Raw genomic sequence first — 24421 nt, forward strand, 5'->3', positions numbered from 1 at the left:
GCGTTGCCCACTATGGCATCACGCACGTGAAATTAGCCGCGAGATTCAGATTACCCTTGCCCAAATAGCGCGGGAACGCAGGGTAGCGGCACAGCGGCCGCGTGCGGCCGTTCGTGGCCTGCGCAATGTCGGTCACGAACAGCGTTTGCGGCGCGCTGGCGTGCGTGACCCAGTCGTCGAGCGCGCCGAGCAGATCGACGGATGGAATGAACACGCCATTGCCGTGCTGGTAACCCGGCACCATGTATAGCCGCATGAAACCGTCCACGCGCTCTTCGCCGTAGCGCCCGATCAGCCCCTGGTAGTACGCGATCGTCTGGTTCGGGCTGATGACCTCGTCGGCGAGACCCTGCAAGGTGATGAGCTTGCCGCCTCGCGCAATGTAGCGCGAGATGTCGGGATTCATCGCGCCGATCGTGGTCGACAGTGTGAAAAGCCGCTCCCGGTAGCGGCCGGGATGCATCACGTCGAAGTTCGTCGAATCGAACGTCGGATCGTGAGTGATGAAATACTTGAGGTAGGCATCGCCCTGCGCATACAGGTAGCCGTTGGTCACGAACCCCGGTTGAGTCGACCGCTGCGGCGAATGCGCGAGGCCCAGCATGCTCGTGAAGCGCGTGCCCTGGAAGACGTTGTAGCCGCGATAGCTGTCCGCATTCCAGGCTAGCGCATAGGGCAGGCGCAGGCCGTCGCGCAGGCTCTCCAGCGTCGCGATCTGCGGCGGCGTGAGGCACTCGTCTGCGGCGGCATGCTGGCGATCTGGCTGATCCTGGGAGGAGCAGCGCAGCGAGTCGATGATCTCCGGCTCTTGCGCGCGGCAGCCCTCGACGTCGCTGATGATGCCGTCGGCTGCGCCGTCGAGCGCATCGCATACCTGCATCACGCGCGCGTACACGTGCTCCAGCAGTTGTGGCGAAAGATAGCCGCCCGGCGTGCGGTATTCGTGCTGGCCCACCACGACGCCGATCAAGCGCACGCCCGAGAAGTTCAGCGCGGGCGAATTCGCTATCACGCCGTCGTAGTCGTCGGGGTAGCGCTGGATCACGGTGTAGCCTTCGCGGCCGCCCGTCGAGCCGCCTGCGAAATACATGTGTTCCGGCGGCCGCCCGTAGCCGAGCGTGATCAGTGCGAGCGCAACGTCATGCGCCTTCTTCAAATGCGCGTAGCCAAAGTTCGTCACGGCTTCTTCAAGCAGTCCGAAGTTCGCCTCAGAGGACGTGCCGTTGTGGCCGGAGTCGTCGCCGAAGGTCGCGTAGCCGCGCGCGAGCGGCGCGCGGTCGGGCGAGAAGGGCATCGGGCCGGTTCCCGTCACCACGACGCCGCTGTAGCCGCCACCGCCGAATTGCAGCGCGCGGCCGTTCCAGCGGCTCGGCAGGTTCACTTCGAAGCGGATATCCGGCGTGCCGGCGCTCTGGGCGCGTATCACGCCGGTCAAGCGGCAGAAATCGCCGTTGAGATTGCCTGTGGCAGTTGCGGGGATCATCGCGGCGCTCTGCACGAGCGCACCGTTGGTGGGCAAGCCGATGCTCGCGGGTGGCAGCAGCGCGCCGGCGAGATCGACGCAGTGCAGCGGCAGCGCAGGCGTGTGCTGGGCGAAAGCGTGACCGCTAGCGATGAGCGTGAGTGTGGCGACGGCGATCGCCTGAAGGGATTCGCGTGCGCGCTTGCCCCGTCGTCTCATCCGCAGCCGGCTCCGTTGACGCTCGCGCGGACCTTCTCCTTCTCGCGCCCGAACGTGCCGCGCCAGGCATGGGCGAGCATGAGCGTCGCGCCAATCGCGACGATGTCGCCGGCCAGTGCCGCGCCGAGTGCCGCCGCGCCGTGCAGCGCGTGAGGCGTGGCGGTGTCGACGATCACTGAGATCCACGTGCCGCCTACGAAGCACACGAGTCCCGCGCGGCCCACGGTCACGACGGCGGGCAGGCGCGCGGCGATGCGCGCGATGGTCCCGCGATGAACGAAATACGCCGCCACCACGGCAATGCCGATGAAGTTGACGACGCGCGCGAAGCCGAGATGCTGTTTCATGTCTCCTGGCAGGGGCTGAGTCAGAACGAACCATTTGACCGCCGCGAACAGCGCCACGGCGGCGATTGCGAATCGTACCAGCCAGCGCGCGGTTTCCGAGATCTCGAAACCGGGCGGAGCCGGGTGCAGCCGGCAGAGCATGCCGAATACGAACATCAACTGCCACGCAAACGGATCGAACGGCCAGTTCGCGAACGTGCTCGCGCCGATGAGCGCAGCGAGCAGCGGCGCGAAGGCCCAGAGCAGCAGGCTGCAAACCAGCGTGGACAGCGGCGCGCGGCGGGCGAAGGGCACCGCCGCGGGCACACACAGCGCAAATATGACATACATCGGCAGCACGCTCGACAGATAGGGCTGGCGCGCGAGCAGCACGACGTGGAACGTCTCGCGCACGGGATGCGTGGCGAACGACGCCCATCCGCTCAAATCGGCGGCGGCAGGGTTCAGGTGCAAGAGCGCGAGTATCGCGCCCGAGAGCAGCGTGAGCAGGGCGGTCAGCAGATAGGCCCGGTAGATTTCCCAGCTGCGCCGCAGGAAGCGCCCAAGCGCTGCGCTCACGCCACGGTGCGCGCGCACGGCCAGATACGCCGCAGCCGACGCGACATCACATGCGACAAGGCGCTACCCGGAATGTGATCGAGCACGATCACGATCAGCACGACGCCGCGGAAAAAATCGACTTCGATCGAACGCCCCTGGCGGGACTCCATGGTGCCCTCGCATGCATCGCGGAGGTGCCGCTCAGGCAGGCGCCAACTACTCGATGAATGACAGGGCGGCGAGTCACGAACTGCGCCGCCCATGTGCGTACGAGCGCATTGCGCAGGTATCGTTCCTTGCTCGCGGGGTGGCTTGCGGCTCGTGCGCCTGAAATGACGTACACGCCATATTGCCGCCAGCTGCGTGCCAGCCGGTTTTCGACGTTGCGGCTTACTGCGCCGCGGCGGCGCGCTCGATCGCGGCGATGTCGATCTTGCGCATTTGCATCATCGCGTCCATCGCGCGCTTGCCGGCTTCGCGATCGGCGCCGAAGACGCATTCGAGCAGGCGCTTTGGCGTGATCTGCCACGAAAACCCCCAGCGGTCCTTGCACCAGCCGCAGTCCGATTCCTCGCCGCCGTTGCCGACGATCGCGTTCCAGTAGCGGTCGGTCTCTTCCTGGCTATGGGTCTCGACCATGAAGCTCACGGCTTGATTTGCCGTGAAGTTGGGGCCGCCGTTCAGGCCCACGAAGCGCCGGCCGAGTACCGTGAATTCGACCACCAGTTCCGCCCCTGTGCCGATGCCCGGTATGGGGGAAACATGGGCGGCCCCGACATGGCTGTCCGGAAACGTCGCGGCGTAGAACTCCGCCGCTTCGCGCGCTCTCCCTTCATCGAACCACAGGCAAGTCACAAGCTCCGCCATCACGATCTCCTTCGAGGAATGCGCCTCCCTGGAGGCGCGCAGCGCTCATTGTGACAAAGCCTCGGCCGCGTGTGGGATTTTTGCTGGCTGAGCACGGCAGTTAGTCAATGCATTGCTGGATGGCGAGTGACGTGGCAGTGTGCGAATCCGTCTTGCCGTGTTCCGAATGTGATTCGGACTGCGATGCAAGGCACAGCGCGAGATTGGCGCGAGTGCTGCTGGGAGTGGAAATGAGCGCAAGCAGTAATGCGATCACCGCCGCAACGAGAATAGCGCCGCCGCGCAAGATCGCGCGCAGAGCGGGCGACAAGGGGAAAATCGCGCTATAGCGTGACGTATGTTCGACGATGGTTCGGAACATGACGGGCTCTTTTCGGTGAACGTCGAGGACATGACGTCACGATAGGCAGGCCGGGCAGCCACAACAAGACCCAGCGGCGCGTCAAAACATGGAGCCACGCATGGCAGGATCGAGGCGCATAAGACTACCTCAGGAATGCTTGACGATATGCATTCGGTGCGGCGCCGAACGCGTCGCGAAAGCGATGGCTGAAGTGGCTCGCGTTCGCGTACCCGCACTCTGCTGCAATCTGCGCGAGCGGCAGGGCGGTCGTGCGCAACAGGACGCGGGCGCGCTCCAGCCGCTGCGCCGCAATCCATGCATGCGGCGCCTGCCCGAACGAGGCGCGGAACATGCGCGCGAGATGGTATTCGGAAAGGCACGCCACGTCGGCCAGTGCGCCGAGCGTCAGTCCATCGCCAAGGTGGGCGTCGATATAGTCGCGCAGGCGTCGGCGCGTCGACACGGCAAGGCCGCCCTTGAGGACCGCGCCGGAGCGCCGTACACCCTGGCTGCGCAGCAGCAGGCTCAGCACTTCGTGCGCCGTTTCGTTGCTGCGCAGGAGGCCCTCTGGATCGGCCCAGTCCTCGTTGGCCAGCGCCTGGCAGAGCACGGCAATCCGGTCGTCTTCGAAATACGTGCGGTCGGCGAGCGTGAGTTCGCGCGGTTCCCGGTCGAGTTCGCGCACCGCGCGCTGCGTGAAGTGCTCGGGCAAGAAATACAGATGCATGAAATGCATGTGGCCGCGCACCCACCAGCGCGATTCATGGTCGCCGGGAAGCGCGCAGAGCCGGCTTGGCGCGCCATAAACGCCGGGCAGTTTCTGCCGCTCCGTGCGGTAGCCGCCGTCGAGATAGCACGACAGCGTGTGATGGCCCGGCCGGTCGTAGATCGTCTCGGCCTCGCGCGTTTCGCGCGTCCAGACGGCGGCCGCTAACTGGTCGCCGAGCCAGGCAAAGCGCTCCAGCGTCGCATTGGCCGCGCTCAGCGTGCGGCACACCGAGTGCAGCCCAAAGGGCGTCTCGTCGGGCGCGGGAAGCGGCACCTGGGCGTTCATGGTTGGGGCAGTGGGCTGCAAGTCGATGATTTCGAAGCGGGTTTTGAAAGCGCGTTTTCAAAGCGCGTTTTCAAAGTATACGCGTGTGCCCTTGCTATCGCCGGCCGTGCCCAGGCGCTGGCAAGAAATGCGCAATCCTGGACAAGTCCGCGCCGCTCGCGTGCGCCATAGTTGGGGCATCGACTCGAGGTCCTTTCCGGCAATGAACCTTTTACTTTACGTACTGACCGTCCTGATCTGGGGCACCACCTGGATCGCCATCAAGTGGCAGCTTGGCGTCGTGCCAGCGCCCGTTTCGATCGCCTGGCGTTTCGGGCTCGCGGCGCTCCTGGTGTTCGCGCTGCTGGCGGTCATGCGCCGCCCCGTATGGCCGCCGCGCGCGGCATGGCGCTATCTCGTCGCCCAGGGGCTGGCGCTGTTCTGCCTCAATTTCTTGTGCTTTTACTATGCCGAGAGCATCGTGCCGAGCGGACTCGTCGCCGTGGTGTTCTCGACCGCGCCGCTCCTGAATTCGATCAACGGGCGCATCTTCATGGGCCGGCCGCTGCAACCCACGGCCGTGGGCGGGGCCGCACTGGGTCTGATCGGGATCATTTGCCTCTTCCTGCAGCAGATGGCCGGCCATATCGGCGATGAGACGGCGTGGCTCGGCCTCGCGGTGGCGTTCCTCGGCACGCTGTGTTTCTCCACGGGCAATTTGCTGTCCAGCCGCATGCAGTCGATGGGCCTCAATCCGCTCGTCACGAATGGCTGGGCCATGCTGATCGGCACCGCAGTGCTCGTCGCCGGCAGCGCTGTGGCCGGATTGCCGTTCAGGCTCGAAATGGACGCGCGCTACCTCGGCGCGCTGGCCTGGCTCGTCGTGGCTGGTTCGGTGATCGGTTTCACGGCCTACCTGACGCTGGTTGGCCGGATCGGGCCCGAGCGCGCTGCGTATTGCACAGTCTTGTTCCCGATCGTTGCGCTGGCGGTTTCGACTGTCTACGAGGGGTACCGCTGGTCCTTGCTTGCCGTTATCGGCCTTTTGCTGGTCGTCTCGGGCAACCTCGTCGCGTTCGACTTGACGCGGCGCCTGTTCGCGCGGCGCGCGCCGGCGTCGTGAGCGGATTTCAGCGCGCCGGGCTGGCCCTCAGCGCGTTGGCGTAGCGTCGATACAGCCAGGCGGAACACGGCGCGCCAACATAAAGCGCGCCGAAGGCAGAGAGTGCGGTGGCGGGCGCGCCGAAGGCGTTGAGCGTGTTGAGCGAAGCGAGACCGTGGTGCCGCGAGGCGAGGTCGGAGGCCGCAACCACGGTCGATGCAGCGAACGTTGGCAGCCCGGCGCAAAACTGAATGGACCAGATGCTCCAGCAATGCCCACGTGTATCGGTCCAGCCTTCGCGTATCCTGAGCGTGCCACCAATGGCGACGTGCGTATGGAGCAGGCTCAGCCGCGTGAGCACGAAACAACTGATGCCAGCGCCAATCAACACGAAAGCTGCCCCGACGATCGGTATCAGGATGCGCGCTTCGACAGGGAACTGCGTAGTCGCGGTTGTCAATGGGTGAGCGAGCAAGATCGTCAGCCCGAGGTACAGCACCATGGTCAGCGCCATGGCCAGGCCGACGAGCACCAGCGCGAGCATGGTGAGTCCCTAGGTGCAGCCAAGAAATCGCCAATAGCTCGGGCCTGAGATTGGTTGCGCGTTCGTCGAATCGGTTTCAAGCAGTACGAAACGTATGGCGTGCATGATGAGGAGCGCAAATAGCGCGCTGTCCATCAATTCGAAGACGCCCAGCGGGACGTAGGTGAGAAGCCTGAACGGCGGTGTGCGGTCGGGGCGCAGCGCGTTCACGGCGAACGGCGACAGCCATGTGTAGAGCGCGAGCAAAATCGCGAACGCGGGCCGGTGACGGAGGTATCGCCAGCCGTCGCGCCATGCGCCCTTCACGCACTGACCCAATGTGATCGACTCCATTCGAACCCCTTGCGCGTTGAGTGTCGCAGTCGCCTCGAAGCGCCGGCCGGCCGTTAATGCGTTGTGCATCAGTTGCCCCAGCCCGGGCGGCCGCGTCGATTGTGACGAGCGGCGGGCGGCCCGTCTGTGGGTTGGCACACCGAGCCTTCCCGTGGCCTGTTCGAATGAATATCAAATGCCTTCATTTTTATTACGAAATCGGCGGCCGGTATAAATTCATCGTTTGCACTAAAGATTCGTGTGAAGGTTGCCGATACCCTCGGATGGGCAGATAAACATGAATGCAAACACGCGGCGTGCCAGCCGCTCCGGGGTTACCGCGTACGCCCGCGCCTGCGGGGATTGAAACAAATGCAAAGCCGATGGCCAATGTACGCGTGCAGCACACACCAGCACGCGCTGTTTACCCTCCTGGCGAGCGCGCTCCCCACACCGCTGTTCAGTTTCACTGCCGCAATCAAGCCCGATGGCACGGCGACGACTCCAGCGGGCGGATAAGGGTATGGCATTGCAGACACTGCGAAATCCGTTCAGTGCGTCGCGTGATCTGCGCCGGGGACAGGGACAAGACAAAGACGGGAGAGGCCAGTAATGAAGGTTCACGCTAGTGCGCTCACGCTGCTGCGATGGTTGGCGCAACGCGAAAGTGCGTCGGTCAGCGAAATGACTGCATCGGGCTTGATGAGTTCGCGCGAAGCCTCCGATGTCGTTCGCTACGCCATGCGCAACGGCGCCGCCGAACGCGTCAAGACGGGCGCGTGTGCGGGAGGATCCGCGCGCTACCGATCGACCGGCGTGCCGCTGCCCGAGCCACGGACGGCGCCGGCCGGTGCGTCGTTCGACGGCTTGTTGACTGCATGGGGAATCGCCCAGCAGCCCCCCGAGCTTCCCGCGGTGCGTACGCGCGTGTATCAGATCGAAGATAACGGCCAGGATAATCGGGGTGAAAATCGCCTCGGAAAATGAAAGCTCAATGATTGAAGCCAATTGCGAGCAATTGAGAAAAATAGGCAAATAAAGAACTGATACACCGTGCGGCGGACCGTCTGTGCCGCGGGGCGTTCCGGTTCGTTTTCCGTACGCCTGGCGTCAAGTGATGGTTCGATTTTCGCCGTTGACTATCGCAAGGATGGCAACGGCAACCCTGCGCCGATGTGCGCAATAAAACGAACCAAGAAAGGGTCCTCTCCTGATGTCGAAACAGATCATGCACGTCGCGCTATATGCGACGTTGAGTTGCGCTGCGCTGGGCGCGGCGGCACCAGCCTCGGCTGAACTCGGCGGTATGCACACGCCTGCGCCGGCGTCGGCTGTCTCCAGTTCGGTCAATGCGGCCGTCGTCCACGCTGCAACGGCCGTCGCCGGTACCACGAGCGCTGCCTCGTACACGGTGACGCAAACGACTTTCGGCACCGGCACCGTCGTGCGTGAGTACGCCTCGGCAGCCGGAACGGTATTCGGCATCGCCTGGAGCGGGCCGATCATGCCGAATCTCCCCGTTCTGCTCGGCACTTACTTCACGCAATATGACAGCGCCCGCGTCGCGCAGCGCGCGGCCAATCCGGGCCGTGGACCGCTGAATGTCGAGCTTCCCGGTCTTGTCGTGCATTCCGGCGGCCACATGGGAGCGTTCTCCGGGCAGGCCTATCTGCCCCAATCGTTGCCGACTGGCGTGAGCGCCACCGACATCCAATAACGAACGAGAACAAGGCGAACCATGTTGAGTATCAATGGAAAACTGGCCCGGATGCTGGCTGCATCCGGTTTGGCTGCGGCTGTCGTTCTCGTCGCGGGGTGCGGCGGTGGCGGATCGGGCAGTTCCTCGGCGAGCACGACCGGTAGCGGCGGAAGCGCTGGCAGTACCTCCAACAACCCGGTCACCGCGGGACTCACTGCCGGTGCCGCGGTATCGAGCTTGCCCGCGACACTCGCGAGCAACCAGGTTGCTGTGGCCGTAGCAGCGGGCTACAAGAACGTTCCGAACATTCCGACGGTCAGCGTCGCGGTTTGCGCCCACGGCACGAGCATTTGCCAAACAATCAACAACGTTCAAGTCGATACGGGGTCATCGGGATTGCGGCTCACGCTGGATGCGCTGAACAGCGACATGCAGACCGCGTTGCCGGTCGAGACAGCGAACGGCAAATCCGTTGCCGAGTGCTTCGGTTTTGCCGACGGCAACGCCTGGGGCTCCGTTCGCACGGCGGATGTGACGATCGGCGGTGAAACGGCTTTGAGCGTGCCCATCCACGTCACGGGTGACCTGCCGCAGACGGCAGCGGGCGGTACCAACGACAGCTGTGCAGTCGGCACGCTCAACGACACGTCGTCGTCAATCGCCGCGCACGGCATTCTCGGTATCGGCACCGCGAAATTCGACTGCGGAAGCGGCTGCGCGACCACGCTGAACGGCGTCTATTACGGCTGCACGGGATCGGGGAGTTTGACGAGCTGCACGGACCTGGGGGTAGCGGTAGGGCAGCAAGTGACGAATCCGGTGCGGATGTTCACGACCGACAACAATGGCGTGATCTTGAACATGCCGGCCGTGACGTCGTCGGGCTCGACGAGCGCGACCGGGTTCCTGACATTCGGCATCGGTACGGCATCGAACAACACGTTGCCTGCTTCCGGCATTCAGAAGGTCACCACCGACCACTATGGCAACGTGCAAAGTGCATCGCTGAGCGGTACGAGTGTGACGAGCGCATTCTTCGATACCGGCTCGAACGGGCTGTTCTTCGTCGACACCACGCTGCCGTCGTGCATTGCCGCGACCAGCTTTTACTGCCCCACTTCGACTGCCTCGCGGACACCTTCCGTCACAGGGTTCAACGGCACCAACGTATCGATCGGGCTTAGTATCGGCAACGCAGTGAGTCTGGTCGAAGACGGTGGCTTCGCGTACGCGAACATCGGCGCGCGCATGTCCGGGATCAGCTTCGATTTCGGCATGCCGTTCTTCTATGGCCGCACGGTGTACGTCAGCTACGATCCCAACACCGACGGCAATTCAGGCGTTGCGTCGCCGGCCTACGTCGCCTTCTAAACCGTAGTGCCGTATCCGCGAGCGGCCGCACCGCCGCTCGCGGATGTCCCAGCGGTCATACGTCCATGGCTGCGCACTAACGCGCCAGCCGCGCCCGAAGAAACTCGATAAAGCGCTGCGTTTTCGCCGGCAGCAGACGCGTTTCCGTGATGGCGTAGACCGTCGTGGGCGTGCCGTGCCACTGCGGCAAAATCCGCCGCAACGTGCCACTGGCCACCTCGTCGGCGACGATTTCCTGCGGCAACAGCACGATGCCCAAATCGAGGGTTGCGAGGCGGCGGATCATGCCGACGCTGTTGAGCGTGAACCGTCCACCCACCGCAACCGTGCTCGTGCGCTTTGCGTCGTGCAAGGTCCACGTGTCCGCCTTGAGGATTCCCAGGCATTCGTGCTGCTCCAGGTCGGCCGGGTTGGCGGGCTCTCCCGCGCGCTCGAGATAGCCCGGCGAGGCATACAGATAAGGCGTGAGCGACGCCAGCGGACGCGCAATGAGTTGCGAGTTCTCGGACTCCCCCATGCGGATCGCCACGTCGAACGGGTCACTCACCAGATCGATGCGCCGCGGATTCAGTTCGAAATCGAAGGAGACGGCGGGGTACAGACCGGCGAATTCGGCGATCAGGGGCGCGAGATAAGTCACGGCGAAATCGACCGGAAACGAGGCCCGCAGCACGCCGCTGGGCTGCGCGACCATGTCGCCTAGCTGTTCGTGCGCGAGACGGGCCTCATCGACGATGCGCTTGCAGCGTTCGAAGTAGATCTGGCCCGCTTCGGTCAACTCGATCTTGCGCGTCGTGCGATGCAGCAGGCGCAGCCCGATTGCTTTTTCCAGGCCGCTGATGCGGCGCGAGATGGTGGAGTTCGGCATGCCTGTCGCGTCTGCGGCACTGCGAAACCCCTTGGCTTTGACGACCTCCACGAATAAGGCCATGTCGTTCAGTAGCTCCACCTTGACTGCTCCACAATTGGATCAATGTTATCCAAATTACCATATTTATCCCAACCGTGAAGCAGGCGATGATGCTTCCATCCAAACCAGTCGAGGTGATCATCATGAGCAAGCTTTTCGATTCCGTGCGCGTTGGGCAATACACGCTGTCAAACCGTGTGGTCATGGCGCCCATGACGCGTTCGCGCGCGCAGGCCGACGGCACGCCCGGAGAGTTGGCGGCCGAGTATTACGCCCAGCGCGCGAGCGTTGGATTGATCGTCACCGAAGGCACACAGCCTTCGGAAGATGGGCAGGGCTACCTCACCACGCCGGGCATTTATAGCGACGCCCATGTTGCCGGGTGGAAGAAGGTCACCTCGGCCGTCCATGCGCGAGGCGGCCATCTCTTCATTCAGCTGATGCACGCCGGCCGCATGTCCCATCCCGACAATACGCGGCATCATCGCGTGGGCGTCGCGCCTTCCGCCATCGCGCCGGGCACGGGCATGTTCACGGTCAGCGGCATGCAGGATATTCCCGTACCGCGCGCGCTGACCACCGAGGAAATCCGCCAGACCGTCCAGGATTTCCGCACCGCGGCCCGTCGCGCGGTCGATGCCGGCGCCGACGGCGTCGAAATTCACGGTGCGAATGCCTATCTGGTTCAGCAGTTCTTCGCGCCGAGCGCCAATACGCGCACCGACGAATACGGCGGCTCGCTTGAAAACCGGGCCCGTTTTGCGCTTGAAGTCGCGGCCGCCATTGCCGCGGAAATCGGCGCGGACCGCACGGCCATCCGTCTCTCGCCGGGCACCTCCCTGTGGGGCATCGACGAAGGCGCGCAAGGTCCCGATCTTTACCGCTACCTGGTCGCCGAACTCGACAAGCTGGGCCTGGCCTACCTGCACATTGCGCATCAGGGCAACGAGGCGCTGCTGACTGATATTCGCAAGCTGTGGAAGGGCGCGTTGATCGTGAACCGGGCTGGCCGTCCGCGCGAACAGATAGGCGCCGATGCGGCCACGGGGCTCGCTGATCTGGAGTCCTACGGTCAGATGGTGCTGGCGAATCCGGATTTCGTCACCCGCCTGCAGCGCAACGAGGCGATGAACGCGGCGGATCGCAACGGCTTCTTTGGGGGCGCTGCGCAAGGCTATACGGACTATCCCAGCTTGAGCGAAGCGGCTGGCGCCTGACGGGGCGCGCACGCCTCACCCGATCGGTCCCGCGAGGGCGCGCCGGTACCACGCATGGAAATGCCGCATGCCGTCCTCAAGCGGCGACTGATATGGCCCGGCGTCGCTGATGCCGCGCCGATTCAAACGCAGACGTCCCGCGTCCATGCGCTCGGCGATTTCGTCGTCCTCGATCATCGTTTCCAGATACGCGGCGCGCTGCGCCTCGATGAATTCTCGCTCGAAGGCCGCAATCTCTTCGGGGTAGTAAAACTCCACCACGTTGAGTGTTTCCTGCGGGCTCTTCGGATAGAGCGTCGAGACCACGAGCACGTGCGGGTAGAGTTCGATCATCTGAGTGGGGAAATACGCGAGCCAGATGGCTCCGAACTCGGGCGCCGCGCCGCCGCGATACTCGAGCAGCTTGTCGTGCCACGCGCGATAGATTTCCGAACCCGGCTGAGCAAGCGCGGCGTGCACGCCCACGCGCTGCATGCTGTATGTATCGGCGAACTCCCAGTCGAGCGTCTCGCACGTCACGAAGCGCCCGAGTCCGGGGTGAAATGGCGCGACGTGATAATCCTCCAGATAGACTTCGATAAAGGTCTTCCAGTTGTACCGGCAGGTATGCGTTTCGATGTGATCGAGCACGTAGCCGGAGAAGTCGAACTCGGGGCGCGCGAACACGCTCGCCATGTCGCGCGCGGGCTCGCGTGGACCTTCATAGAGCAGCCCATGACAATTTCGTAGTTCGAATCGTTCGAGATTGCGGCAGGGTTTGCGCTCGAACTCGGGCGCGCCGATCAGCTCGCCGCCAGGGGCGTAAGTCCAGCGATGCAGGGGACACACGATGTTGCCGCCGCTCGCGGCAAGATTGCCCTGGGCGGGTGCGCCGCTGTTTCCCGCCGCGTTGCCAGCCATGCCGCCCAGCATGAGTGCCTGCCGATGGCGGCACACGTTCGAAAGCAACTGTACGCCGTGCAAGCCGCGCACCAGCACGCGGCCGCCTTCGTCCTGCGGCAGGTGCCGCCAGTCGCCGCGCTCGGGCACCGACTGTTCATGGCCCACGTATAGCGCCGAATGCGCGAAGATACGCGCCATCTCACGTTCGAACAGCCCCTCGTCGAAATACGCGCTTGCGGGCAACTGCGCGTGCGCCTCCAGCGTATCGGGCGGCAGTGCGAGATGCGCGAGGTCACTAATATCGTTCATCGGTCGGTTTCATCCTGTTTCGAGTTGCGCGTTCAGGCGCACGATGCGTTCATGCTTTTCGAGCCGCGGGCAGGTGCTGCAGAGTTCGCCGTCGCGGCGGCGGTAGTGGTAGCAACAAGTGCGGCGCTCAAGCGCGAGCGCGCTCGCGCCGTCCGTGCGCGAGAACCGGAAATACCCTGAGTGGCCTTGCAGACCGAGCGCCGCCAGCCACTGCCGCGCATGCCCCTCGACCTGCGCATCGCCCCATTCGGGCCGCGCCTTGCGTGCCGCAAGGAGCGCGGCGAGCACCACGTCGGCCTGCGTGCCGCGCGCCGATGCCGGGTTCAGACGGATCACCGGCATCAGCTCGTCGTGCATCTGCTCGCAGCACGAGACGATTTCGCGTGCGGCGTGAGCGATCAGCGCGTGCGTGTCGCCTTGCGCCGGTTCGTGATCGCGGATGTGGACCTCGCGGGTCCAGCCCTCGGCAATGGGCTGCGCGATGTCCTCCAGTAAAAGCGACACGCTCGAAGCATGCACCCCGATGACGCTCAAATAGAGCGGTTGCCAGATCAAAATGCCCCAGCAGCGCGACGACCAGTAGTGGCGGCCCGCCTCGGGGTAGGTGCGCGACCAGTAGCGAAGCATCGCTTCCAGGGCGACGCGGTTGGACTCGCCGCGGCCCTGCGCCGGGCGCGTATGCACGATTGCCTGTGCCGGGCGCGCTGCTACCACGCCACGCAACCCCGGCACGAGCCGCGCGGCGAGACGCAGCATGTCGTCGAGCGCGCGGTTCGCCGCCATGCTTACGCCGCAACCGCTTCGGCGCTCATGCCATTGGCTTGCGCGGCGCCTTGCAGTGCGCCGCGCCTGCCCGCGAGCGGATTGCGCAGATTGCCCGCCATCTTCAGATTGCCCGCAGGATCGGCGAGATTGACCATCTGGAGGTTGTTGCCCAGTTGCAGACGGTTCAGGCACGAGTGCAGGAACTCGGGCGCGAAGAGGTCGTATTCGGCGTATTTGCCTGCCAGTTGCGGGTGCTCTTGCTGATAGCGCGCGACGCAGCGCGCCACCGTGTTCCAGAACACGTCTTCCGTGCAGCATCCGTGCTCGACGAGTATCTGATTCATGTAGCGGAAAAAGCCGTCGAACACGTCGATGAAGATCGCGAGCAGCTTGACGCGCTCTGGCACGTCCACGGCGAGGCGCTTGACGTTTTCAGGAAGCTTCGCGTCTTTGTTAAGGATTGCTGATTCTTCGGCGATGTCCTTCATGATCGCACGTACTGGCACATGGTTTTCGAGCACGAGGATGAGGTTTTCGCCGTGCGGCATGAACACGAGATCGTGCGCGTAGAAACAATGAACGAGTGGTGCGAGATACGCCTCCATGTAGCGCTCGAGCCACGCCTGAACCGTCAGCCCTGAAGCCTCGATCAGCGCGGGCAGCAACGCGTCGCCGTGGCGGTCCGTATGCAGCAGCGCGGCCATGGTCATGAGCCGCTGGCCTTGTCCCGCGAGGTTGAGCGGATTCTCGCGCCAGAGCGCCGAAAACATCTTCTTGTAGGGGCTATCCGCCTGGACGGCCGCCTCGTAATAGCGATTGCGAAAGCCGATGGATGCCACTTCACGCAGGATAGTGAATCCTTTGTCCTGGAGATATGGATCGCTCGCGACCAGCCCCTTGATGTAGTCGTTGATGGCGGGCGTCCCCGACATGTAGTACGGCGAGAGTCCGCGCATGAAGCCCATGTTGAGAATCGAGAGTGACGTTTTCACGTAGCGTTTCGAACGATCCGAGAGATTGAAGAACGTGCGGATCGACTGCTGAGCCAGATAACGGTCGTCGCCATAGCCCAGGCAAATGATGCGATTTGTCGCGACATAGCTCGCAAACGCGATCGAAAGTTTGTTGAACCACTGCCACGGGTGCGCCGGCATCAGTCGACAGTCGGCGAAGTCCACGCCGCGCGCTTCGACCATCGAGCGAAAGCGCGCGATGGTCTCCACGCCCAGTTCTTCTTCCATGAGCCGTTCGTAGTCGAGGTCGGCGGCGCTGTGGAACGCGGCGTTCTCCTTGTGCACGGCGAGCCAGACGACCTGAATGGGCGAGCCTGCCTCGGGAGCGAACGCGCGATAGTCGCCTGCGTCGAAGCCGAGCCTGCCGTTGTTGGCGACGAAGCCTGGATGGCCCTCGCTCATCGCGGTTTCGATCACCTGGAAGTCGGCGTTCAGGAGTTCGGGCGAGTTCGGGCCATCCTTGGCGGCTTTGTAGGCCGCCCCATACAGCGTGCTGCTGATTTCATCGAGGTAAATGGGCAGCATTTCCTCCTTGATGCCGAGCCGCGCTTTCACGTCGATTATGAAGGCGAGCGCGTCGAGCGGTCGGGGCGCGCCGTCCTGCGAACACACGATCGTTTCGGCGCGAATGCTCCAGTGGCGCAGCGCGAGCAGGCGTGCGTCGAACGTATAGACGCGAGTGCCGTCATCGGATTCGAGCGCATAGCGGGCATGGTGCTCGCCGGGTGCGTTGCCCACGCGTTGTGGCTCGACGATCAACTCGTGCGCGTACTCGGCAATGGCCTTGCGCACCAGCATGCGGTTCGCGCGCTGCCAGACTTCGGGGGTGAGGTGGGCCGCGGCCTCATGGGGCGTGAGGAGAACATGTTGCATGGAAGCCTGAGTTGCGACGTGATTCATGATGCGATGTCCTTTTGGAGTTTAGTGATCCTGCGTAATGGCCGCGTAAAAATCAGCCCGTGTGCAGAACGCGAGCGAGGCGGTTTTCTCGCGGAACGCGACGTCCTTCGTGTAGACGAAGCCCATCGCGCGGTTCAGGGCGTGTATGCGTGTATTACGCGCGTCAGGTTCGACGACGACGCGTTGGGCGCCGAGGTGCTCGAACAGGAACGCCATGAGCGTTTCGAACACGTGCCGCGTATAGCCGGATCTGCGCATGGCAGCGGGCCCGACGAACAGGTGCATGCCGAGGTCGCCCGCGCGCACGTCGTAATGCTCGCCGATCTCTTCGTGAGCCGGGTCGTAACTTTCGAACAGGAAGGCGGGTACGCCGTCCTGCAACCCGAGCCAGGCGCGAGCGTGCCCCGAGTCCTCGATAGCCTGATAAAACGCGGCCACGTCCGCCACGCTCTTGTCGCGCATGTTCCAGAATGCCGCGCGTTCCTCGATGAACCAGCGGTGAAGCGTGGGTGCGTCGCGTTGCGCATCGAGCGCCCGGATATGAAAGGGCTTGGGCCTGGCGATACCTCCAGCCGGGACATGACGTAGCGCGATTTCGTCGGCAGCGATTTCAGTTCGCACGTGCGGTGACTCCTGATTCGGCAATCGGATTGGAAAGGGCGGCAACTTGGGCGCGTGGCCCGGCGAGCAGCCAGACGCTCGCGAGCGCCGTGAAAACGAGGCCTGCGGAGGCCACGAAGAACGGCCCGCGCAAACCGGCTTCGTCGACAATGGCGCCGGCCGCGAACGAAGCGAGCAGCACGCCGAGGTTCTGGAAGAAGTTGATGACGCTGTAATCGGCGGCATAGGAGGCGGGTGTGCTCAGTGCGAACATCGTCACGTCCAGTTTCACGACGATCTGGAACAGCGCCCACCCGAACATCACGCGGCCCATGACGATCCACAGCGGCGCCTCCACGCCTTGCAGCAGCATGCCGGCCGTGCACAGCAGCAGGTTTGCGAGCATATGGTCGGGCACTCGCTTGCCCTGCGCAGTGAGGCGCTGGTTGAGGCGCAGCGCGACCAGCGCGACCATGCCGGGAATGGCGAACACGAGCCCCGGAACCAGCTCGCCGGGCGCGTGGGTGACCGCTTGCCAGTACGACGCCATGAACGGCCGGATGAGATAGACGCAGAAGTCGAAGGCGAGCATGAGCAGGGCGAGGCGCAGGATCGGCAAGCGCGCACGCAGACCCGGCGTGGCCCGTGCTTCTTTGGCGCCGTCAGCAAACCGGCAGCGTCGCGCAATGCCATGCGTGCGGATCAGCGAAAGGCAGATCGCCATCTGCACGAAGTCGCCGGCGGCCATCGCGAAGATGCAGTGATGCGCGTCCCAGACCTGCATGACGAAGCCGCCCGCCACCGCGCCCGCAATCGCGCCGAAGTGCACGACCACCGAAAGCACGCCGATGGCATGCACGTGCGATTCCTTCGCTTCGAGCCGCATCATGTACGGGTACATCAGCAGATAGCTGCTTTTGCACATGAACATCACGAGCGAGAGCACCCAGAAGAGCGCTACCGTCTGCGCGAAATAGCTGGCCACCGCAAGCACGCCCGCGGCGCACTGCGTGTAGATGAGCAGATGCATGGCGTCGAGCCGCTTCGCGATGCGCGCCCAGAGCGGCAGTGTGAGCATCACGACGATCGAGATGAACGCCACGTAAGCGCCTGCATGCACGGGACTCGTCACGCCATAGCGCGCCGCGAAGAACTGCGGGTAGAACGGAATCAGAATCGCGTCACTGACGACGGCGAAGGTCGTCATCAGGATGATCGTGCTGCGCAGCTTCATTGCGCCTCCAGCGGCGTTTTCACGAACGCTTCGGTGTCGGGCACCGAGAAGTCCTGCAGCGCGATGCGCCGCTCGATCTTGTAGTGTTCGACGCCCGTCAGCTCGCGCAGAATGCAGGAGTTGCGATAGCAGCTCATGCCAAGGTCGGGGTTGGTCAGGCCGTGGCTGTAGAGCCCCGCGTTCTGCACAAAGATCTCGCGCCCGCTCACGTCGATCGCATAGTTGCGCGAAAGGCGGTAACGCCCCTTGTCGTCCCAGCGGATGCGAGCGCGAATGCCGTCGATGAAGCCGGGCACGTTCTGCCCATAGCCGGTCGCGAAGATCGCGCCATCGGTGACATGGGTGTATTGCACGCCCTCGTCGCGCTGCACGAAGCGCAGGTGAAAGCGGTCGTCGATATGGTCGTGATAACAGGCGCTCAACTCGGAATTGGTGATGAGACGCGCGCTATTGCTGCCGCGGCTGCGCCGGTCGTCGAGCAGGTCGTAAATCTGGTTGATGAGCGAGGCGTTGACGCCTTTGTAGAGACTGTCCTGCTTGGCGATGATGTTTTCGCGCACGCCGTCCGGCAGGTTGTAGAAGTAGTCGATGTAGTCGGGCGAGATCATTTCCAGCGTGAGCTTGGTGTTCTCCATCTGGAAGAAACGTGGCGAGCGCGTGATCCACGTGAGCCTGTAGGCGTGCTCGTCGCTCTCCTTGAGCAGGTCGTAGAAGATCTCGGCCGCGCTCTGGCCGCTGCCGATGACGGCAATCGAGCGCTTTTGCTGCAGCTCGGTCTTACGCGCGACGTAATGCGCGCTATGGATGCAACGCTCGCGCAACTCGCCGCAGCACGGCGGCAACTGCGGCACGGAGCCCACGCCGATCACGAGGCGCAAGGCGCGATGCGTGAACGGCTGGCCGGTGCGCACGTGGCGCCCGCTCACCACGTAATGGCCTTGTTGCGCGTCGTACTGAACGTGCTCCACATTCGAGCCGAACGCGATGCTCGAAAGCTGGCTGATGGCCCATTTGCAGTAGCGGTTATATTCGGCGCGGCTCAGATAAAAACGCTCGCGAATGTAATACGCATAGAGCTTGCCTTCCTGCTTGCAGTAATTGAGGAAGCTGAACTTGCTTTTGGGGTCCGCGAGACTCACGAGGTCGGCGAGAAATGGATTTTGCAGCGTGGTGTCGTCGATCAGCATGCCCGGGTGCCAGTCGAAATCCTCGTTGCGTTCGAGGAACAGGCCGCGCAGATCGCGGATCGGTTCGGCCAGGCACGCGAGGCTCAGGTTGAACGGCCCGAGGCCAATCGCCACGAAGTCGAGCACGGGCGAGCGCGGGCCTGGATCGACGTTAGTTATACTAATGATTGAACTTTCACCTGATGCGGAAAGGACCATGTCGAGTTACCTCATCGAAGGAGGAAGACGGCGAGAAGGTTCACGAGACGCAACCGCGCAACCGTTTGCGCGGGCGAGTGACGTTTCGATGCGAATGAGAGTGATTCGCGTTTGAGGATCATAGAAAAGTCGCCGCGCAATGGCAAGAGCAAAACGCACTCGATCAGGATGCCAAACTATCGCGCCTGCCCAATACGCATCAAGGCTGGCATGTGCGATGGGCGGCAAAGTCCGGCTGCACCGGGGCGCGAGCGGAATCGGCTACGGCAGGGAAATAGTGGGGTTCGCAGCCGCAGCGCCCCATTTTTGGCGTCAAATCATCTGACAAAAACCCTCTGCACGGCAGGGGTTAGATGCGCGCGGGGAACATTTCGGCTCTAATCGCGCGCGATTCGCGTGTGCGGGGGCAGGGCGTTGGGCAATCGTGACGCGATGATCCCAAACGTCCGCTTGCGCTACGCTATCAATCAGGTTTGCGCGGTGGCGGGCTATGTCGCGCCAGGAACCGGTCGAGCTGGCCGGCAAACGCTTTGCTGTCACGCGCGCTGAACGGTGCCGGACCGCCCGTTTCGATGCCTGCATTGCGCAGTTGATCCATCACGTCGCGCATCGTCAGCCGTTCCTGAATATTTTCGCGCGTGAACCAGTTGCCGCGCGGATCGAGCGCCTGCGCGCTTTTGTCGAGCACGGCGGCGGCAAGCGGAATGTCGGCAGTGATCACGAGGTCGCCCGGCTCGACCAGTTCGACAATGCGGGCATCGGCCACGTCGAATCCCGCCGGCACCTGAATCGACTTGATGAAGGGCGACGGCGGTGTGCGCAGATATTGGTTAGCAACCAGCGTCACCTGGACTTCGGCTCGCCGCGCGGCGCGAAACAGCATGTCCTTGATGACGGCGGGGCAGGCGTCAGCGTCGACCAGCACTTGCATGTAGGTATTCCCGGCACAGTAAAGCGCGATCATATCGCACTCGTATCGCACTGCTGGCGATGCGCCGCGCGTCGCCCGACGTTTCCCGTTGCTCCGTTTCGCGGCAAGACATACGAGCTGTCACACAAGGGCCGTCGCAGGGATTCGACGATTGCTGCTGTTTCCGTGCGCTACGCTTCCCGGCCGCCGCCGCAAGCAGGCGGCCGCCGGGCGCGCTTCAAGCCAACGCTTTGGCGTGAAATGCCATATGTTCGCCGATAAAGCTGGCGATGAAGTAATAACTGTGGTCGTAGCCTTCGCGAACGTTGAGATGCAGCGGGTGTCCTGCGTGTTCGCAGGCCGCCTGCAGCAGTTCCGGCCGTAACTGCGTGCTCAGGAATTCGTCGCCGCCGCCTTGCTCCACGAGTAGCGGCAACTTTTCGCTCGCATTGCCGACCAGTTCCACGGCGTCATACTGCTTCCACGTTTCGCGGTCATCGCCAAGGTAGGCGGCGAGCGCCTTTTCTCCCCACGGCACCTGGCTCGGCGCCACGATCGGCGAGAACGCGGATACGCTGCGATAACGGCCCGGATTGCGCAGCGCAACGACCAGCGCGCCATGCCCGCCCATCGAATGCCCGCTGATCGCTCGCGCGTCACTCGCGGCAAACCCGGCCTCGACAACGGCCGGCAATTCGGAGACCACGTAGTCGTACATGCGGAAGTGCTTTGCCCACGGTTCGCGCGTGGCGTTCACGTAGAAGCCTGCACCCTGGCCGAGATCGTAGTCGGGCGAATCGGGCACATCGCCGCCGCGCGGACTGGTGTCCGGCGCGACGACGATGATCCCGTGTTCCGCCGCGTAGCGTTGCACGCCTGCCTTGGTGATGAAGTTCTGCTCGGTGCAGGTCAGGCCCGAAAGCCAGTACAACACGGGGCATTTCTGCCCACGCAACGCGGCCTCGGGCAGATAGACGCCGAACTTCATTTCGCCGCCAACGGTGGAAGAGGCGTGCTTCCAGACCTCCTGGCTGCCGCCGTGGCTGACGTGTTTCTCAATGCGCTGCATAAGCGGTCAGGCCTCCCGGTAAGTGCCCTTGGCCTTGGCGGCCTGGGCGGAGAGAAGATCCATCAGCGCGGGACTCAGGCAGTCGTACGGCTCAAGGCCCTTGTCGCGCAGCGTTTGGCGCACGTCGGCCATGGCCGAAGGCGGCGTGCCGCTCTCGATGATCGAGGAGACGAAGGCCGCGAAGCCGGGGCCGTCCCAGCCGGCGTCCTTCGAAAGCTCCGTGTGAATGAAGTCGAGGCCGTAGAACGCGTGGTCCTTCTTCTCGATGCGGCCATACAGATGCGTGCCGCAGGCGGTGCAGGCATGGCGCAGGATCGTGGCCTTGTCGTCCACGACCTTCAGCTTTTCCCCATGCGCCGTGACCGTCACCTTGTCGCGCGGCACGACACCCACCACAGAAAACAGCGCCCCTGCGGGCTTCCAGCACTGGGTGCATCCGCAGGCATGGTTGAACAAGACCTGCGAGTCGATGCGCACTTCGACGGGGTCTTGCGCGCACTGGCAGCGCAGCGTGCCGCCGGCGAAGTTCTCGGCACCTTTCTGAATGCCGCGATCAACCGTGGGGTGAATGGCTGAGGCCATGGTCTCTCTCCTTCCTTGCGTGTCAGTAATGAACGACGGTCCGGATCGATTTGCCTTCGTGCATCAAGTCGAAGGCTTCGTTGATGCCCGAAAGCGGCTTCGTGTGGGTGACGAACGGCGCGAGCTGGATCTTGCCCGCCATCGCGTCTTCGACCATGCCCGGCAATTGCGAGCGGCCCTTCACGCCGCCGAATGCCGTGCCCAGCCAGCGGCGGCCCGTCACGAGCTGGAACGGGCGCGTGGAGATTTCCTGACCCGCGCCGGCCACGCCGATGACGACCGACTGGCCCCAGCCGCGGTGCGCGCATTCGAGCGCCGCACGCATGACGTTGACGTTGCCGATGCATTCGAAGCTGTGATCCACGCCCCAGCCCGTCATGTCGACGATCACCTGCTGAATGGGCTTTTCGTGATCCTTGGGGTTCACGCAATCGGTGGCGCCAAAGGCGCGCGCCAGATCGAATTTGCCCGGATTGGTGTCGACGGCGATGATGCGGCCGGCCTTGGCGAGCTTCGCGCCCTGAATGACGGCGAGGCCGATACCACCAAGACCGAATACGGCGACGGTATCGCCTTCCTGCACCTTGGCGGTGTTCTTCACCGCGCCAAGACCCGTGGTCACGCCGCAGCCCAGCAGGCACACCTGCTCGGGATTGGCTTGCGGATTGATCTTCGCGAGCGATACTTCGGCCACCACGGTGTACTCGCTGAACGTGGAGCAGCCCATGTAATGGTAGAGGGGCTGGCCGTTGTAGCTGAAGCGGGACGTGCCGTCGGGCATCACGCCCTTACCCTGGGTCGCGCGCACGGACACGCACAGATTGGTCTTGCCGCTCTTGCAGAAGAGGCACTCGCCGCATTCGGCGGTATAGAGGGGGATCACGTGATCGCCGGGCTTCACGCTGGTCACGCCTTCGCCCACTTCCACGACGATTCCGGCGCCCTCGTGGCCGAGCACGACGGGGAAGAGGCCTTCGGGGTCGTCGCCCGAGAGCGTGAAGGCGTCAGTGTGACAAACGCCGGTGTGCGTGATCTTGACCAGCACCTCGCCCTTGCGGGGCGGTTCGACGTCGATCTCGACGATCTCGAGGGGCTTGCCCGGCGCAAACGCTACTGCAGCACGCGATTTCATAGTAGTCCTGTAAAAAAAGGGGTTCGGCCAAATCGAGGCGGGAAATCCCGCGGTGAGCTAGCGTAGATAGGTTCGAACGAGGGTCACGACATCATCGATCGTTCCTGGGGACTCCGCTGATCCCGCAAGGTGGGTGAACTCTTCGCGCAAGTGGCTTTCGAGCACACCGGCCATCACGCCGTTGATCGCGCCGCGAATCGCCGCCAGTTGCTGGAGCACCGGCGCGCAGTCGGCGCCTTCCTCCAGCGCGCGCTCCAGCGCGTCCAGTTGGCCGCGAACCTTGCGCACGCGCGTCAGCACGCGCTTCTTTTCTTCGGGGGAATGAGGCATGACAGCATCGATATTATGGATACTGTGGGGCAGTATAGGGCAATACTGCCGGGGAGTATACGTCCGCATCGATTTTGCTAACGTAATGCCTGGTGAATATCGGGGCTGTTGCTCAGGGCATGCGGCGCATAATGGGTCCATGCTGGTCCCTGGCCGCGACGAGGTTGTATGCGCTGCACAAACTGCGGATTCGAGAATCTCAATGAGCGATGCGTGAACGATCGGTGACGGACGTGGATGAGCGTACCGACCGAGGAGGCGACTCATGGCGACGATGCGAACAAGGAGCCAGAAAAAAGACCACGACCCCGCGGCGCCCAGGCAGATCGCGCTGGCGTTGCAGGGCGGCGGGATGCACGGCGCGTTCACATGGGGCGTGATCGACCGCCTGCTCGAAGATGAAAGGCTGACGATAGAAGGCGTGAGCGCGACCAGCGCCGGCGCAATGAACGGCGCGGTGCTTGCGTACGGGCTGTTGAAGGGGGGCGTGGGCGGTGCACGCCAGGCGTTGCACGACTTCTGGGAGGCGGTGGCCGAGTCGGCCGAGCGCAACAACCCGCTGCGCTGGATTCCGTGGCTCAAGGGCTCGCACAGCTTTGGGCTCGATCATTCGCCGCTCTATGCGGTTGCCGACATCATGCTGCGCGTGTTCTCGCCTTACCAGTTCAATCCGGGCAACGTGAACCCGCTGCGCCAGGTGCTCGAAAGCCAGGTTGACTTTGCCGCGCTGCGCAAGGCGTGCCCCATTCTGCTGTACCTGTGCGCAACCAACGTGGAGACGGGCAAGATACGCCTCTTCACGGGTGAGGATATTTGCGCGGACGCCGTGCTCGCCTCCGCATGCGTGCCGACTCTGTTCCATGCCGTCACGATCGCGGGCGAGCACTACTGGGACGGCGGCTATATGGGCAACCCGGCCATTTATCCGCTGATCTACCACTGCAAGACGCGCGACGTGGTGATCGTCCACATCAATCCGCTCGTGCGGCCAGGCGTCCCGGTCACGGCGGCGGACATTCTGAACCGCATCAACGAGATCAGTTTCAACTCGTCGCTCATGCGCGAAATGCGCGCAATTGCCTTCGTCACGGAGTTGATCCAGCAAGGCAAACTCGCTCAGGAGGAGATGAAGGAAATGCTGATCCATTCGATCCGCTCCGACGCCGCCATGTGCGCGCTCAGCGTGTCGAGCAAGTACAACGCGGATTGGGATTTTCTGTGCAAACTGCGCGACAACGGCCGCAAGGAAGCCGATGCCTGGCTCACGCAGCATTATGCGGATATCGGTCGGCGTTCGAGCATCGACATTCGCGAAGAATTTCTCTGAAAAATTTCACTGAAAAT

The 24421-nt window shown here is 63.5% G+C and carries 24 protein-coding genes and 1 pseudogene; 6 read left to right on the plus strand and 19 right to left on the minus strand.

The annotated features are described in order from the left end of the window. Positions 1-10 precede the first annotated feature (10 nt). From L0U83_RS33630 to L0U83_RS33650, 5 genes and pseudogenes are all read right to left on the minus strand, one after another. Positions 11-1681: a tannase/feruloyl esterase family alpha/beta hydrolase gene (locus tag L0U83_RS33630; protein WP_233888476.1), complete on the minus strand. Its 1671-nt coding sequence runs from the start codon at positions 1679-1681 to the stop codon at positions 11-13. Beyond that, positions 1678-2738, minus strand: a pseudogene (gene opgC, locus L0U83_RS33635) (OpgC domain-containing protein). The gene L0U83_RS33630 and the pseudogene opgC overlap by 4 nt, the downstream one beginning before the upstream one ends. Positions 2739-2958: 220 nt before the next feature. Further along, positions 2959-3435 carry a VOC family protein gene (locus tag L0U83_RS33640; protein ID WP_233888477.1) on the minus strand — a complete coding sequence of 159 codons (477 nt, stop codon included), beginning with the start codon at positions 3433-3435 and terminating at the stop codon, positions 2959-2961. A 100-nt stretch (positions 3436-3535) separates the two neighbouring features. Continuing rightward, entirely contained in the window at positions 3536-3796 is a 261-nt protein-coding gene (locus L0U83_RS33645) for a hypothetical protein (RefSeq protein ID WP_233888478.1), read from the minus strand. A 124-nt stretch (positions 3797-3920) separates the two neighbouring features. Then, the gene (locus tag L0U83_RS33650) at positions 3921-4832 is read right to left on the minus strand and encodes an AraC family transcriptional regulator (RefSeq protein ID WP_233889136.1); all 912 of its coding nucleotides are present in this window, start codon (positions 4830-4832) and stop codon (positions 3921-3923) included. A gap of 202 nt (positions 4833-5034) precedes the next feature. Between L0U83_RS33650 and L0U83_RS33655 the strand changes: the two genes are divergently transcribed. After that, positions 5035-5934 (plus strand): DMT family transporter, encoded by a 900-nt coding sequence (locus L0U83_RS33655; RefSeq protein WP_233888479.1) that lies wholly within the window; start codon positions 5035-5037, stop codon positions 5932-5934. Between the two features lie 7 nt (positions 5935-5941). Here the strand turns inward: L0U83_RS33655 and L0U83_RS33660 are convergent, their stop codons facing one another. Together L0U83_RS33660 and L0U83_RS33665 are read right to left on the minus strand one after the other, a co-directional pair. Beyond that, positions 5942-6457, minus strand: coding sequence for a hypothetical protein (locus L0U83_RS33660; RefSeq protein WP_233888480.1), 516 nt, complete (start codon positions 6455-6457; stop codon positions 5942-5944). A 9-nt stretch (positions 6458-6466) separates the two neighbouring features. Further along, complete coding sequence (locus L0U83_RS33665; RefSeq protein WP_233888481.1) at positions 6467-6790, minus strand: hypothetical protein; 324 nt, start codon at positions 6788-6790, stop codon at positions 6467-6469. Between the two features lie 663 nt (positions 6791-7453). On the opposite strand from L0U83_RS33665, the gene L0U83_RS33670 reads away from it, so the two are divergent. The 3 genes from L0U83_RS33670 (at position 7454) to L0U83_RS33680 (ending at position 9839) form a co-directional block, all read left to right on the plus strand. After that, positions 7454-7756 (plus strand): hypothetical protein, encoded by a 303-nt coding sequence (locus L0U83_RS33670; protein ID WP_233888482.1) that lies wholly within the window; start codon positions 7454-7456, stop codon positions 7754-7756. 226 nt (positions 7757-7982) lie between these two features. Then, positions 7983-8486 carry a DUF2844 domain-containing protein gene (locus tag L0U83_RS33675; RefSeq protein ID WP_233888483.1) on the plus strand — a complete coding sequence of 168 codons (504 nt, stop codon included), beginning with the start codon at positions 7983-7985 and terminating at the stop codon, positions 8484-8486. A gap of 21 nt (positions 8487-8507) precedes the next feature. Then, positions 8508-9839 carry a DUF3443 family protein gene (locus tag L0U83_RS33680; RefSeq protein ID WP_233888484.1) on the plus strand — a complete coding sequence of 444 codons (1332 nt, stop codon included), beginning with the start codon at positions 8508-8510 and terminating at the stop codon, positions 9837-9839. Between the two features lie 76 nt (positions 9840-9915). Here L0U83_RS33680 and L0U83_RS33685 read toward each other — a convergent pair whose 3' ends face one another. After that, positions 9916-10788: a LysR family transcriptional regulator gene (locus L0U83_RS33685; RefSeq protein ID WP_233888485.1), complete on the minus strand. Its 873-nt coding sequence runs from the start codon at positions 10786-10788 to the stop codon at positions 9916-9918. A gap of 104 nt (positions 10789-10892) precedes the next feature. Between L0U83_RS33685 and L0U83_RS33690 the strand changes: the two genes are divergently transcribed. After that, positions 10893-11966 (plus strand): alkene reductase, encoded by a 1074-nt coding sequence (locus L0U83_RS33690; protein ID WP_233888486.1) that lies wholly within the window; start codon positions 10893-10895, stop codon positions 11964-11966. Positions 11967-11981: 15 nt separating this feature from the next. On the opposite strand, the gene L0U83_RS33695 is transcribed toward L0U83_RS33690, so the two are convergent. The 11 genes from L0U83_RS33695 to frmR all read right to left on the minus strand — a co-directional run bounded on the left by L0U83_RS33695 (position 11982) and on the right by frmR (position 23077). Further along, positions 11982-13157 (minus strand): aromatic ring-hydroxylating oxygenase subunit alpha, encoded by a 1176-nt coding sequence (locus tag L0U83_RS33695; protein ID WP_233888487.1) that lies wholly within the window; start codon positions 13155-13157, stop codon positions 11982-11984. A gap of 9 nt (positions 13158-13166) precedes the next feature. After that, positions 13167-13940: a siderophore ferric iron reductase gene (locus L0U83_RS33700; protein ID WP_233888488.1), complete on the minus strand. Its 774-nt coding sequence runs from the start codon at positions 13938-13940 to the stop codon at positions 13167-13169. Between the two features lie 2 nt (positions 13941-13942). Continuing rightward, positions 13943-15835, minus strand: coding sequence for an IucA/IucC family protein (locus L0U83_RS33705; RefSeq protein WP_373321163.1), 1893 nt, complete (start codon positions 15833-15835; stop codon positions 13943-13945). Positions 15836-15856: 21 nt separating this feature from the next. Next, a complete protein-coding gene (locus tag L0U83_RS33710; protein WP_233888489.1) occupies positions 15857-16456 on the minus strand; it encodes a GNAT family N-acetyltransferase in 600 nt (199 codons plus the stop codon). Beyond that, entirely contained in the window at positions 16446-17669 is a 1224-nt protein-coding gene (locus L0U83_RS33715) for an MFS transporter (protein ID WP_233888490.1), read from the minus strand. Before L0U83_RS33715 ends, L0U83_RS33710 begins: the two co-directional genes overlap by 11 nt. After that, a complete protein-coding gene (locus L0U83_RS33720; protein WP_233888491.1) occupies positions 17666-18982 on the minus strand; it encodes a lysine N(6)-hydroxylase/L-ornithine N(5)-oxygenase family protein in 1317 nt (438 codons plus the stop codon). The genes L0U83_RS33715 and L0U83_RS33720 overlap by 4 nt, the downstream gene beginning before the upstream one ends. Positions 18983-19517: 535 nt before the next feature. Beyond that, positions 19518-19985 (minus strand): YaiI/YqxD family protein, encoded by a 468-nt coding sequence (locus L0U83_RS33725; protein WP_233889141.1) that lies wholly within the window; start codon positions 19983-19985, stop codon positions 19518-19520. A 217-nt stretch (positions 19986-20202) separates the two neighbouring features. Beyond that, positions 20203-21033 (minus strand): S-formylglutathione hydrolase, encoded by an 831-nt coding sequence (gene fghA / locus L0U83_RS33730; protein ID WP_233888492.1) that lies wholly within the window; start codon positions 21031-21033, stop codon positions 20203-20205. Positions 21034-21039: 6 nt separating this feature from the next. Next, on the minus strand, positions 21040-21615 hold the full coding sequence (gfa, locus tag L0U83_RS33735; protein ID WP_233888493.1) for an S-(hydroxymethyl)glutathione synthase: 576 nt from the start codon (positions 21613-21615) through the stop codon (positions 21040-21042). 22 nt (positions 21616-21637) lie between these two features. Then, entirely contained in the window at positions 21638-22747 is a 1110-nt protein-coding gene (locus L0U83_RS33740) for an S-(hydroxymethyl)glutathione dehydrogenase/class III alcohol dehydrogenase (RefSeq protein WP_233888494.1), read from the minus strand. A gap of 57 nt (positions 22748-22804) precedes the next feature. Then, the gene (frmR, locus tag L0U83_RS33745; protein ID WP_233888495.1) at positions 22805-23077 is read right to left on the minus strand and encodes a formaldehyde-responsive transcriptional repressor FrmR; all 273 of its coding nucleotides are present in this window, start codon (positions 23075-23077) and stop codon (positions 22805-22807) included. A gap of 274 nt (positions 23078-23351) precedes the next feature. Here frmR and L0U83_RS33750 point away from each other — a divergent pair, with 274 nt between their 5' ends. Further along, complete coding sequence (locus tag L0U83_RS33750) at positions 23352-24404, plus strand: patatin-like phospholipase family protein (protein ID WP_373321183.1); 1053 nt, start codon at positions 23352-23354, stop codon at positions 24402-24404. Positions 24405-24421 lie beyond the last annotated feature (17 nt).

Origin of the sequence: Paraburkholderia flagellata (assembly GCF_021390645.1) — a bacterium.
Classification (GTDB): Bacteria; Pseudomonadota; Gammaproteobacteria; order Burkholderiales; family Burkholderiaceae; genus Paraburkholderia; species Paraburkholderia flagellata.